At 65.8% G+C, this 12841-nt stretch carries 12 protein-coding genes; 8 read left to right on the forward strand and 4 right to left on the reverse strand.

Going from position 1 to position 12841, the window contains the following annotated elements; genetic code table 11:
- Position 1 precedes the first annotated feature (1 nt).
- Positions 2–649 (reverse strand): TetR/AcrR family transcriptional regulator, encoded by a 648-nt coding sequence (locus tag ACFYTS_RS26705; RefSeq protein WP_357288610.1) that lies wholly within the window; start codon positions 647–649, stop codon positions 2–4.
- A gap of 105 nt (positions 650–754) precedes the next feature.
- On the opposite strand from ACFYTS_RS26705, the gene ACFYTS_RS26710 reads away from it, so the two are divergent.
- Complete coding sequence (locus tag ACFYTS_RS26710) at positions 755–2005, forward strand: oxygenase MpaB family protein (RefSeq protein WP_387307993.1); 1251 nt, start codon at positions 755–757, stop codon at positions 2003–2005.
- 84 nt (positions 2006–2089) lie between these two features.
- Complete coding sequence (locus ACFYTS_RS26715; RefSeq protein WP_357288616.1) at positions 2090–3067, forward strand: nitronate monooxygenase family protein; 978 nt, start codon at positions 2090–2092, stop codon at positions 3065–3067.
- Between the two features lie 70 nt (positions 3068–3137).
- On the opposite strand, the gene ACFYTS_RS26720 is transcribed toward ACFYTS_RS26715, so the two are convergent.
- Together ACFYTS_RS26720 and ACFYTS_RS26725 are read right to left on the reverse strand one after the other, a co-directional pair.
- On the reverse strand, positions 3138–4862 hold the full coding sequence (locus tag ACFYTS_RS26720; protein WP_387307996.1) for a GMC family oxidoreductase N-terminal domain-containing protein: 1725 nt from the start codon (positions 4860–4862) through the stop codon (positions 3138–3140).
- Between the two features lie 100 nt (positions 4863–4962).
- A complete protein-coding gene (locus tag ACFYTS_RS26725) occupies positions 4963–5409 on the reverse strand; it encodes a MarR family winged helix-turn-helix transcriptional regulator (protein WP_387307998.1) in 447 nt (148 codons plus the stop codon).
- Positions 5410–5535: 126 nt separating this feature from the next.
- On the opposite strand from ACFYTS_RS26725, the gene ACFYTS_RS26730 reads away from it, so the two are divergent.
- The 6 genes from ACFYTS_RS26730 to ACFYTS_RS26755 all read left to right on the forward strand — a co-directional run bounded on the left by ACFYTS_RS26730 (position 5536) and on the right by ACFYTS_RS26755 (position 11504).
- Entirely contained in the window at positions 5536–6447 is a 912-nt protein-coding gene (locus tag ACFYTS_RS26730; protein WP_387308000.1) for a VOC family protein, read from the forward strand.
- A gap of 197 nt (positions 6448–6644) precedes the next feature.
- The gene (locus ACFYTS_RS26735) at positions 6645–7913 is read left to right on the forward strand and encodes a styrene monooxygenase/indole monooxygenase family protein (protein ID WP_387308002.1); all 1269 of its coding nucleotides are present in this window, start codon (positions 6645–6647) and stop codon (positions 7911–7913) included.
- On the forward strand, positions 7910–9127 hold the full coding sequence (locus ACFYTS_RS26740) for an acyl-CoA dehydrogenase family protein (protein ID WP_387308004.1): 1218 nt from the start codon (positions 7910–7912) through the stop codon (positions 9125–9127). Before ACFYTS_RS26735 ends, ACFYTS_RS26740 begins: the two co-directional genes overlap by 4 nt.
- 29 nt (positions 9128–9156) lie before the next feature.
- Complete coding sequence (locus ACFYTS_RS26745) at positions 9157–9987, forward strand: acyl-CoA thioesterase domain-containing protein (RefSeq protein ID WP_387308006.1); 831 nt, start codon at positions 9157–9159, stop codon at positions 9985–9987.
- Positions 9988–10195: 208 nt separating this feature from the next.
- On the forward strand, positions 10196–10348 hold the full coding sequence (locus ACFYTS_RS26750) for a hypothetical protein (protein WP_357288622.1): 153 nt from the start codon (positions 10196–10198) through the stop codon (positions 10346–10348).
- 85 nt (positions 10349–10433) lie between these two features.
- Entirely contained in the window at positions 10434–11504 is a 1071-nt protein-coding gene (locus ACFYTS_RS26755; protein ID WP_387308067.1) for a YeiH family protein, read from the forward strand.
- 60 nt (positions 11505–11564) lie between these two features.
- Here the strand turns inward: ACFYTS_RS26755 and ACFYTS_RS26760 are convergent, their stop codons facing one another.
- Positions 11565–12707: a lipase family protein gene (locus ACFYTS_RS26760; RefSeq protein ID WP_387308008.1), complete on the reverse strand. Its 1143-nt coding sequence runs from the start codon at positions 12705–12707 to the stop codon at positions 11565–11567.
- Between the last annotated feature and the right edge of the window lie 134 nt (positions 12708–12841).

Genomic DNA, 12841 nt, shown 5'->3' on the forward strand with positions numbered 1-12841 from the left:
GTCAGCCGGCGGCCATTTCGCGTTGCACGGTGGTGGTGATCTGGGCGGCGGTGAGGATCATGGCCACCAGGAAGTCGACGAGCTGGGCGCGGTCGATATCCAGTTCGCCGCGCAGCCATTCGGTGAGGATCTCCAGTCCGCCGTGGGCGACGGTGCGGGCGGAGAGTTCGGCGTGCAGGCCCGTGACGGCCTCCTCGCCGAGCAGTTCCCGCCCCTGGTCGAGCATGACGTTCGCGACGACGCCCACGAGTTCGGTTCTGCGGTGCCGCAATTCGTCGGTGAGTTGCATGTCGATGGTGAGCCGCCGGCGAGCCGGATGGTCGGCGATGGCGGTGATCCCGGCCTCGACGACCGCGCGCAGGCGGACACGGGTGTCGGCGGGGGCGGTGGTGATGGCGGTCATGACCACGCCGACGACCTCGGCCAGTTGCTCGTCGGCCAGTTCGTACAGCAACCGGTCGACGTGGCTGTAGGTCTCGTAGAAGTAGCGGTCGTTGAGACCGGCGCGGGCGCACAGGGCGCGCACCTTCAGACCGGCGATGCCCTCCTCGGCGATGGCTTCGAGGGCGGCCTCGCGCAGGCGTTCGCGGCGCTGGTTCCGGCGTTCGTCCGCGCTGAGCCCGGCGTAGCGCCCACGAGGTGTTTCCACGGTTTCGCCCTGTCTCTTGCCATGCCCCCAAGGTTTGGTGAAGACTATCACCAAATGTTTGGTGACATCCTTCACCAGAACCTGAGCACACCCAGGAGGCACGCAATGACGCGTTCCGAGTTGCCCGATCCGGTGATCTTCCGGGAGTTCCCCTTCAACTTCGGGGTCAAGGTTCTCGGCCCCGGCGATATCCGGCCCACCCCCGAACAGCAGGCGGCGTACCGGAAATTCACCGCCATGGGCGATCCATTGGCCGACGACGTGGTCGCCATGTTCAAACGACTGCCCACCGGGCAGGGCCGGGCCATGTTCGAGACAGCCCTGGAACGCGGCATCGACCAGGTGCCCGAGGCGCCCGCCGAACTGAAAGCCCTTTTCGCGCAACTCGATTCGCTGCCGTTCTGGCTCGACCGCGACAAGCTGGATCTCGCCGCCCGAGTCAGCGGCCGGGTCGGGCCGTGGGCGACCAATCTGGCCCTGTCCATGTTCGCGCTCAATGGCGGCTACCTGGCCTCGCGGGCCGGCAAGGTGCTGATCGGCACCGGCGGCCTGTCCGCGCGGAACATGGCCCCGCGCCGGGTGGCCGAGACCGTGGGCTGGTGGATGGACACCACCGCGCGCGGCGGGCTCGAGCGGTTCGCGCCCGGGTTCAAGAACACGGTGCGGGTGCGCATCATGCACGCGCAGGTCCGCGCCGGAATGAAGCAGCGGCCCGACTGGGACTACGACCAGTGGGACGAGCCGGTGAACCAGTCGCTGACCGCGGGCACCCTCATGCTGTTCTCGCTGGCCACCATCGCCGGCTGCAATACCGTCGGACTCACGTTCTCCCGCAAGGAGAAAGCGGCCGTCTACCACCTGTGGCGCTACGTCGGACATCTCATCGGACTCGACCCGGAGGTCGTGCCCGCCGACGAAACCGACACCTGGCGGCTGCTGTGGCTGCAAGCCGACTACGAATTCCTGCCCGACGAGGACTCACGCGCACTGTCCAAGGCGCTCATCTCGGCGCTCGGCAGCATCTACGGGTTCGACGGCCACGACCTGCGCTCCCGGCTGTTCAGCCGGGCCTACACCCTCTACGCCGCGTCCTACGGCCGGATCATGGTGGGCCGCACCAATGCCGACTTCCTGGAGATGCCGCGCAGCCGGTTCTTCATGGCGGCCGTCTTCGCCACCGCGGGATTCAATGGGGCGCTGGAGGTTCCGCGCCGGATCATTCCGGGCGCGACCCGGCTCAGCGAGACCGTGGGCCGCCGGATCACCGAGCGCATGCATGCCCGGATCGTGCGCGCGAACCGGCCCGACCACAGCTACGCCCGCCACGACCGGCTGGCCGAAACCCGCGCCGCTTGACTTTTCTTACCGCCTAGTAACATACGCCGGGTTGACATGGGGTTTCAGGCGAAGCCCCTGAGAGCTACGAGAGTTGTTTCGTTCATGAGCCTGCCGCCCATCCTGTCCGAGCGCCTGCGCCTGCCCGCGGTCGCCTCTCCCATGTTCATCGTGTCCGGGCCCGAACTGGTGATCGCCCAGTCCAAGGCCGGCATCGTGGGTTCGTTCCCGTCGCTGAACGCGCGTCCGCAGTCGCTCTTCAAGGAGTGGCTGGTGCGGATCAACGAGGAACTCGCCAAGCACGACGCCGACAATCCGGATCGGCCGTCCGCGCCGTACGCGGTGAACCTGATCGTGCACAAGAGCAATGACCGGCTGGAGGAGGACCTGGCCACGGTGGTCGAGCACAAGGTGCCGATCGTCATCACCTCGCTGGGCGCGCGGCCCGACGTGAACGAGGCCGTGCACTCCTACGGCGGCATCGTGCTGCACGACATCATCAACAATGTGTTCGCGCACAAGGCTGTCGAGCGCGGCGCGGACGGCCTGATCGCGGTGGCGGCGGGCGCGGGCGGGCACGCCGGGCCGCAGTCGCCGTTCGCGCTGGTCCAGGAGATCCGGGACTGGTTCGACGGGCCGCTGCTGCTGTCGGGTTCCATCGCGCACGGCCGGTCCATCCTGGCCGCGCAGGCCGCGGGCGCGGACCTGGCCTACATCGGGTCGGCCTTCATCGCCACCGACGAGGCCAATGCCGTTCCCGGCTACAAGCAGATGATCGTCGACTCCGCCGCGAGCGACATCGTCTACTCCAACCTGTTCACCGGCGTCCACGGCAACTACCTGCGCGGCAGCATCACCGCCGCGGGCATGGACCCCGACGACCTGGGCCAGTCCGACCCGTCGGCCATGGACTTCGGCACCGGCGAATCGGATTCGACCACGCCGGGCGCCAAGCCGTGGAAGGACATCTGGGGCTCGGGCCAGGGCATCGGCGCGGTCGACGCGGTCCTCCCGGCCGCCGACCTGGTCGAGCGGTTGATCCGCGAGTACGACGAGGCCAAGGCGCGCCTGCTGGCGCTCTGATCGAATACGAAGGGCGGGCGCATGTTTCGCGCCCGCCCTTCGTGTTTCCGGAACTCTCGCTTCCCGGAAGCTACACCCCTGGCACGTCGACCCGGGGAATCGTGATCTCCACGATCGGCAGGCGCAGCGCGGCGGGGGCCGTGGGCGGGACCACGGGACCGCGGGGCGCGGTCGGCGCGATCCGCCGATAGGCCGCACCGGGCTCCGGGCGCGGATCGGGCTCACCCTTGTTGGGCCACAAAGAGATCGCGCGTTCGGCCTGGGCGGTGATGGTGAGCGAGGGGTTGACGCCGAGGTTCGCCGAGATGGTGGAGCCGTCGACGACGTGCAGGCCCGGGTGGCCGTAGAGGCGGTGGTAGGCGTCCACGACGCCGGTGGACGGGGAGTCGCCAATGACGCAACCGCCGATGAAGTGGCCCGTCATGGGGATATTGAAGATGCTGCTGCTGGTGGCCGCCGTGGGAACGCCGTCGATCTTGTCCGCGATGCGGCGGGCCACCTCGTGGCCGGAGGGAATCCAGTCCGGATTGGGTTGGCCCGCACCCTGTCTGGTGGTCATGGTGCGACCGAACACGCCGCGCTTGGTGTAGGTGGTGATGGAGTTGTCCACCGACTGCATGACCAGCAGGCCCAGGGTCTGTTCGGACCAGTGGCGGGGGTTGTGGATGCGGATCAGATCGCGCCGGTTGCGGGCGAGGGCGCGCAGCCAGCCACGCCAGCGGGGGCCGTCGCCGCTGACCATGGCGGTGGTCATCGGCGACATGGCATTGCTGCCCTTGCCATAGCGGACCGGCTCGACGTGGGTGTCGGGGTCGGGGTGGATGGATGACGTGATGGCCACCCCCTTGGTGAAGTCACTGGCGCGGTCGCGACTGCGAACCGCCAGCAGCTCTTCGGAATTCGTGCGCGACAGCTCACCCAGCCGGTCCGAGATGCTCGGCAGCGAACCGCGGTCACGCAAGCGGTGCAGCAACTTCTGGGTGCCGAGCGAAGCGGCCGCGAAGACGACCTGCTCGGCGGTGAACTCGTGCCGCCGCGTGCGCACCCAGCGGCCGGTCCGGGTGGTCATCACGGCGTAGCCCCCGCCGGACAGCGGCCGCACGTCGGTGACCGTGGTCAGCGGATGCACCGTGGCGCCGGCCTTTTCAGCCAGGTACAGGTAGTTCTTGACCAGGGTGTTCTTGGCGTTGTGGCGGCAGCCGGTCATGCACTCGCCGCAATGGGTGCAGGTGCGGCGATCGGGTCCGGCGCCGCCGAAGAACGGGTCGGGCACATCCTCGCCGGGGCGCCGGCCCGGACCACCGAAGAAGACGCCGACCGGTGTCCGCTGATAGGTGTCCTCGATACCCATCTCCTCGGCCACGTCTCGCAGTACGCGATCGGCCGGGGTGGTCGCGGGGTTCTCGGTGACGCCCAGCATCCGTTTGGCCTGGTCGTAGTGCGGGGCCAGTTCGGCCTTCCAATCGGTGATGTGGCCCCACTGGCGGTCGGCGTAGAACTTGTCCGGCGGCTCGTACAGGGTGTTGGCGTAGACCAGCGAGCCGCCGCCGACACCCGCGCCCGCCATGATGAAGGTGTCCTTCAGCAGCGTCAGGCGTTGAATGCCGAAGCAGCCCAGAGCCGGAGCCCACAGATAGCGCCGCACCCGCCACGAGGTCCGCGCGAACTCGTCGTCGGCGAACCGCCGCCCGGCCTCCATCACGCCGACGCGGTAGCCCTTCTCGGTCAGCCGCAGCGCACTCACACTGCCCCCGAATCCGGAGCCGATCACGATGACGTCGTAGTCGAATCGCATACCCCGACGCTACGACCAGCGGTTATGACGACATGACAGACCGGCGGCCACAAAATCCACACTTTCGGCCAGAAGGCTTGGAATCAGGCGACTTCGTTTCTCATTCGAGACTTCGATACAACGTTTCGAGGCTGGCGTTCAACGCTTCCCTCTCGCCCAGGCCGAGGCTGCTGAATGTCTCGACCTCCACGGCATCGAGGGCATTGTCGGCTGTCTCGAGTACCTGCACACCGGTCGCCGTCAACGACACGATCTGCCGCCGCCGATCCGCGGGGTCACGATTCCGTTCGATGTACCCGCCGGTTTCCAACGCATCCAGGTAGGCGACGATGTCGCCGGGATCGAGACGAGTCTGCTTGGCGACTTCCTTCTGCGGGCCCGGGCCATGCTCGTTCAGCGTGCTGAGTATCACATGCTGATTGGGCGACAGGCCGATCGCCGCCAGCGCATGGACATAGCGCTGACGCACCCGCATAGCCGTTCTGACCAGTAGATATCCGGGTCTGTTCGCGAGCGTCCGGGTGGTGTCGGCAAGCCTCTCAGTCATGTGCGACATCCTATATTGCACGCACCCGCCAATAGTTGGGGTTGCCAGTTATTGGCACCCATGCTTAATGTGGGGGCATCGGTGCCGCAGCGCAGCGGTGAACATCTGACTTAGGGGGAATCGTCAGTGATTCAAGAACTTTCGTACGTCGGCTTCGCATCGCCACGCTTCGACGAGTGGCGTGAATATGGCCCGAATCTGTTGGGCGCCAAGCTCGCCGGCGAGGGGCCGGACGGCGCCGTACGACTGGCGATCGACGATGTCAACTATCGGATCGCCCTGCACCCGGGCGAGACCGACGAGTTCTTGTACGCGGGGTGGGGCATGGCCAACGAGACCGATCTGCGCGCCTATGCGGACCAGATCGGCGAACGTGGGGTCGTGGTGCACTGGGGCGACGAGTCCCTGTGCAAGGAACGCGAGGTCGCCGAGCTGGCTTGGTTCTGCGATCCGTGGGGTTTGCGTCACGAGCTCACCTGGGGGAAAACCGCCACCCCCAACTCGTTTCAGCCGGGCCGGGTGATGCGAGGTGGATTCGTCACCGGGGATCAAGGTTTGGGTCACGTGGTGTTCCAGGTGCCCAGCCTGGTCGAGGCGAATGCCTTCTACGCCGACATCCTCGGCTTCCGCCTCTCGGATCGAATCATCAACGACCACTTCAACGTCCGCTTCTACCACATCAATGGCCGCCATCACTCTCTCGCGCTGGCCGAGCTGCCCGGTCACGTCGGGTTCAACCACCTGATGCTCGAATACAGCAGCATGGACGACCTCGGAAGAGCCATCGACCTGTTGCGACGCAACAACACCGAGATCATGCAGACCCTGGGCCGCCACACCAACGACCTGATGACCTCCGTATACATCGGCACTCCTTCGAGCCTGCAGATCGAACTCGGCTACGGCGGCCTCGTCGTCGACGACCTGAGCTGGGTCGCACGCACATACAACAAGCCGAGCTATTGGGGACACCGCTACACCCGCACCGCAATGGAATCGGCGCCCGGAATCATCCGGCCGATCGACCAGCTTCCGTAGGAGGCTGTCGCCGGAACACGACCGCTCCAAGCGGTCAGGAGGGTCGACGAATCCGGCCCTCCGCATGACAAGACTTCCGTGCTCGAGCGACACGGAATCAATGGGGGCGGATGGGGGGCCTTGGTTGGGGGACCTCGCCGCAGCTCGATCGTCGCTTGTTCAACGCGACGATTTCTGAATCCAGATTGGGGAAATGGATGACCAAGGCACGCGGTATGCGCGGAAAGATCACGATTGTTGGCGCAGGTCAAGCGGGATTATCACTGGGTATCGGCCTGCGGAGATTCGGATTCGACGTGACTATAGTCTCCGACCGAACTCCGGACGAGATCGGTACCGGTCACGTGATGTCGAGCCAGTGCATGTTCGATACCGCACAAGGTTTCGAGCGAGCGCTGGGAATCAATTTCTGGGATCGGGAATGCCCCCTGATCGAGGGCATGCGTTTCTCGGTTTTCCTCGAAGGATTCTCCGATTCACCTGTAAACGCTTGGTCTGCCTCCTTCGAGCGGCCCGCTCGCTCGGTGGACCAGCGGCTGAAGATGCCGCGATGGATGGAGGAGTTCGAGCGGCTGGGAGGTGAGCTGTCGATCGAGACGGCCACCATCGAGTCGCTGGAACGCTACGCGCGGTCCAGCGACCTGGTGATCGTGGCGGCTGGGAAGGGCGCGATCACACAGCTTTTCGAGACCGATTTCGGTCGGTCGCCGTTCCAGACGCCGCAACGCTCGCTCGCAATGTTCTACGTCGACGGACTTCGACGCCCATCAGGAGACTCTCATATCGAATTCAGTCTGATCCCCGGATTCGGTGAGTACCTCACCTATCCCGCCCTGACCATCGACGGCGAATGCGACATCATGCTGTTCGAGGCTGTTCCGGGCGGACCAATGGATCGTTGGTCGCAGCGGAAGGCACCGAGGGAGATGCTCTCCGATGCCGTGTCTTTCCTGGCGGATCACCTTCCACATGAAGCACGGCGGGCGGCGGGCATCAGTCTGGTGGACGACAAGGCGGTACTGGCGGGCGCCGTGACTCCTCGCGTACGAAACCCGATTGCGACCTTGCCATCCGGTGCCGAGGTGCTGGGCATGGCAGACGCGATCGTTGTCAACGATCCGCTCTCCGCACAGGGCGCCAACAATGCGAACAAATGTGCCGACGTGTACCTCCAAGCCATCGTCAGGCACGACGGCGCCTTCGATCGACGTTTCATGACCAGAGCATTCGAAGAATTCTGGAAGATCGGCGGCCCTGCAACCGATTTCACCAACCAGCTACTCGGCCCGGCACTGCCGCATACCTCACAGCTGCACCTGGCTGCAGCGAAGTACGGCGAGATCGCTGCCCGGTTCGCACACTGCATGGATGACCCGGCCGACGCTCTCGACTGGATCCTGGATCCGATAGGAGCCCACCGCTACATCCAGCGAGTCACCGCCCGCCACAGTCAACTCGTCGCGTGATCGACCAGAAAGGCCCTTCCATGAAGACTTTCACCACATTGGATGTCACGGATGAGGAAGCCCTGTATCGTGCACGCCTGCTCCGCGAGAAGCTGTCGAGTCGAGCATTCGATATCGCCGATCATCGACGGCTTCCCGATGAGGTGTTCGCCATGTTTCTCGAATCCGGGCTGATGCGAATATCACAACCGCGCAGCTGGGGCGGCGCGCAGTTGCCACTCACTACTCACATCGAGGTGATCAGCGAAATCGCCAGGGCTTGCGGCTCTTCCGCCTGGACGATGGGTGTCTTCCTCAGCCATAACTGGAACCTCACCCTGTTCGACCCACTCGCGCAAGACGATGTCTGGGGACCGAACCCGGAGGCCGTCGCATGCACCTCCGCGGTCGGCGGTCCACCGGCACAGCGCGTTCCAGGTGGTGCGATCATCCGCGCCGGCCGATGGACTTTCCTCTCGGGTGTCCATCACGCCGACTGGATCATCGTGAACTCGACCCTCGAACGGGAGGGCGTTCCGGACGGCCCTCGCGAGCTGTTCTCCCTCCTGATACCCAAAGGCCAGTTCCGCATCATCGACGACTGGAAGGCCATCGGGTTGTCCGGAACCGGTACCTGCAGTGTGGAACTCGAGGACGTGTTCGTGCCAGAGCATCGGATCCTCAGCTTCGCGGCGCAACAGAACGGCTCGACTCCTGGCGGAAGGCACCGGGTGGACCCCGTCTACAGTGCGCCCCTGGACGCCACATGGCCTGCCTACCTGGCGGCCCCCGCCATCGGGATCGCGCGAGGCGCCGTTGACGCATGGATAGAGCGCACAGGAAGCCGCAACCATGCCTATACCGGCATGCCCGCGTCCGCCGAGTTCCAGCGGCAGTTCAAGCTGGGCGAAGCAGAAGCGCAGATCGACGCGGCCGATGAGATTCTGCACCGCGCAACGACTGCCGTGGTCGAAGCGGCCAAGACGCAAGTCGACGTTCCCGAGATTCGCTCGCGAAATCGCCGCGACTTCGCGTTCGTGGTCCGGTTGTGCGTCAACGCGGTGGAGTCCGTATTCCTGGCCTCAGGTGCGTCCTCGCTAGCGGAATCCAATGTTATCCAGCGGCATTGGCGTGACGTGCACGCTATCGCCCAACACGCGATGTTCGAGTACGAACGCAGCGTATCCGCATGGGGACGCCGACGCCTCGGTGTCGACGACGGTCTCACCTTCTGATCCGCAGCCTCACAGGAGAGCAGAAAGCCATGATCAACAGACCCGCCTTTTTCGACCACACGGGCGAAGGAAACTTCACACCGACGCCCCTGGCTGCCAGTCCTTGGAACCCGCGAACGGTCAGCGGGCCCGCCCTCTGCGGCCTCCTCGCCCGCGAGCTGGAGGTCAACCACAGCGCGGAAGGATTTCAACCCGCCCGATTGACGATCGACATGTTCAAACCCGCACCGGCGGAACCACTGCGGGTCTCGACTACCGAAGTGCGTGCCGGAAACCGCATCATTGTCGCCGATGCGCTACTGACCAGCGGAGGAATCGAGTTCGCACGTGCGAGTGCGGTATTCCTGAAGCGGTCGCACCAGCCTCAGGGTGAGATTTGGCAACGCGCGACGACACCCCCGACGCCACCCGAAATCCTTGTCGCCCAACTCGAGCAGCACGGCGTCCCCTTGTTCGGCAGTGACATCCACCCCGACGGCTGGTCCATGGATATGGCACAGCACCAGGGCGTGAGCAAGAAGCGCATGTGGTCGCGAGTGATCTCCCTCGTAGCCGACGAGACGCCGTCACCGTTCGTACATGCCGCCATCGTCGGCGAAGCCGCGAGCCTGGTGACCAACTGGGGTAGTGAGGGCGTCGGCTTCATCAATGCCGACCTCACGCTGACATTGGCCCGGATGCCGCGTGGAACGGACTTGGGAATCGAAACCGACAACCACCTGAGCGCCGATGGTGTGGCGACGGGATCCGCGGTGCTGTATGACCAGGATGGACCCGTGGGTATGTGCGTGGTCACCGCTGTTTCCAACGCGGCCCGTCAGATCGATCTGGGCAGACCACTGGAGTCCTCCTCTCGATAGACACATGGGATCAGCTGCGGCCACATGAAAGAGGGCAGTAACTGCTGAGACCCGGGGGAACCTAGGGAAACCAAGGACCCCCGGGTCTCGGCACCCGGAGAACAATATGTCGGATGCCGGGCGTAGCCAGGAGGGCTGAAATCAGGGCGAGTGCAATGGTGTCCGAAAACCTCCGGTGGGCTCATAGTTCACGACGCTGTACCGCGTTATGACCTGGAGGTTCCTGGTGAACAGTCCCACTCCCCCGTCGTCGAGGCTCGATGCCCTCGGGCGGCTCGGGGCCGACTGGTGGTCCGTGATCGTGTCGGGCGTGGTGGTCGCGCTCGCTGTGCTCGGCGTGCTGCCGAAGATTCCGTGGTGACGGGATGAGCGACACCACCATCGACGCCGGGAAGACCGTTGACAACGACGCCGCCGCAACCGAATTCGAGCAGCCGTCGGGGCCGGTGACCCTCGCACGACTGCTCGGTTACGTTCCCGGCGTGCTGTTGCTCGTCGCGGTCGGCGTGCTCGGGAAGTACGCGCAGATCTGGTGGAACAGTGCCGCCAAGCATCAGCATTGGACTGTTCCCGATATCGAGTACGTGCTGTGGGCCATTCTGATCGGGCTGGTCATCACCAATACCGTTGGGCTGCATCCGATCTTCCGGCCCGGGGTGGGGACGTACGAGTTCTGGCTCAAGATCGGGATCGTGGCGTTGGGGTCGCGGTTCGTGCTCGGGGATGTGGCGAAGCTGGGTGGGACCAGTTTTCTGCAGATCCTGATCGATATGACGGTGTCGGGGGCGATCATTCTCGCCGTGGCGCGGTGGCTGGGGCTGTCCGGGAAGCTCGGGTCGCTATTGGCCATCGGCACCTCGATTTGCGGGGTGTCGGCGATCATCGCGGGGAAGGGTGCGATTCGGGCGCGGAACTCCGAGGTCAGTTATGCCATCGCGGCGATCCTGGCGCTCGGCGCGGTGGCGCTGTTCGCGTTGCCGCCGCTCGGGCACGCGATCGGGCTCAGCGATCACGAGTTCGGGTTGTGGGCCGGTCTGGCGGTGGACAATACGGCCGAGACCACGGCTACCGGGTATCTGTTCTCCGATGAGGCGGGCAAGGTCGCGGTGCTGGTGAAGTCGACGCGAAATGCGCTGATCGGGTTCGTCGTGCTGGGGTTCGCGGCGTATTGGGCCGCGCGGGGTGAGGCCGATGCGATCGCGCCGGGTGTGCGGGCCAAGGCGGCGTTCGTGTGGTCCAAGTTCCCGAAGTTCGTGCTGGGCTTCTTGGCGGTGTCGGCGGTGGCCACCTTTCACTGGCTGTCCAAGCAGCAGACGACCAACCTGGCCAATGTGTCCCGGTGGGCGTTCCTGCTGACCTTCGCGGGCGTCGGGTTGAACACCAATATTCGTGAGCTGGCCCGGACCGGCTGGCGGCCGCTCGTGGTCGCGGTGGTCGGGCTGGTGACGGTCGCGGTGGTGTCGCTGGGGCTGGTGCTGTTCACCTCGCGCGTCCTGCACTGGGGTGTCGCCGGCTGAGACCGGATATGACGAAGGGCCGGGATCCGAATCGGATCCCGGCCCTTCGCGTGTCGAGGATTACGCGCCGCGTTGCAGAGCGGGAGCGGCGGCGTCTTCGACGAGCCGCTCGGACAGGAAGCGCATGGCCGGTCCGGCGAAGGCCATCGCGCCGCCGATGTGCTCACGGCCCTTCAGGGTTCGCATGGTGATGTCCACGCCCAGGGCCGTCCAGTCCTCCGCCAGTCGCACGGCCTGCGGATACGGGATGACCTGCTCGGCGGTGCCGCCCGCGACCAGAACCGGTGCGGCGGGAGCGATCCCGCCGAGCCGGTTCTCCAGCAGCCGGGCCTTCACCTCGGGCACCTCGAAGGGCAGGCGGTGGCAGTAGGTGGAGACGCGGGTCGGGACCAGCAGGCCCGCGCCGACGCCGAGCAGGCCGGCGGCGGCGATGTGGGTGCGGCGGAACAGCGCGGCCAGGGCGCGGCCCTGGGTGTTGAGGTGCCGCAGGACGTTGAGCTCCGGGTAGGCGGCCTCGATGCCGAGGACGCCGTAGAAGAGGAGGAACGCGGCGGGGGTGCCGTCGAGGAACTTCACCATGTCGAGCATGTCGGCGGGGGCCGAGCCGACCGCCCCGCCCGCGATCCGCAGCTCGGGGGCGTAGGTGGGCGCCAACTGCAGGGCCCAGCCCGCGGCGTTGCCGCCCTCGGAGTAGCCGTAGATGCCGACCGGACCGTCAGGATCCAGCTCGGCTCCGATCACGTGCCGCGCGGCGCGAATGCTGTCCAGCACGGCGGGGCCGAGGGCACGGCCCATGACATACGGATGCAGACCGGGATTGCCGAGCCCGGGATAGTCGGTGACGGCCAGCGCCCAGCCGCGATTCAGGGCGACACGCAGGAAGACCGACTCGTATTCGACGCCGAAACGCAACTGCCAGGAGGCGGCGGCGACCGTGCTCGCCAGCCCCTGGGTGCCGACCGCGTAGCCGACGAGCGGACGGGGGCCGGGGCCGCGCCACGGCGTGTTCGGAACCAGGACGGTGCCGCTGACCTGCGTCGGAGCTCCGGTGGCGGTGGTCGAGGTGTAGCTGATGCGCCAGGCGTGCGCGGGCAGTTTCAGTCCGGGCAGCATTCTCGCCGTCATCGGTTCGGCGGCCAGCAGTCTGCCGGGTCCGAACGCACCGACCGCCGCCTCATCGAGGCGGTTGGCGTTCGCAGTCATCGTTGCCTGCCCTTCTTGCACTAACTCGCGTTATGCAGTTGTCGCACAACCGGATCCAAGGGGCATCAGCTGTCCCGGACAGTCCGGCTGATCGAAACCATACCCACTATGCGAGATGACGACACCTCTTGTCA

Source organism: Nocardia sp. NPDC004151, from assembly GCF_042874235.1.
Lineage (GTDB): Bacteria > Actinomycetota > Actinomycetes > Mycobacteriales > Mycobacteriaceae > Nocardia.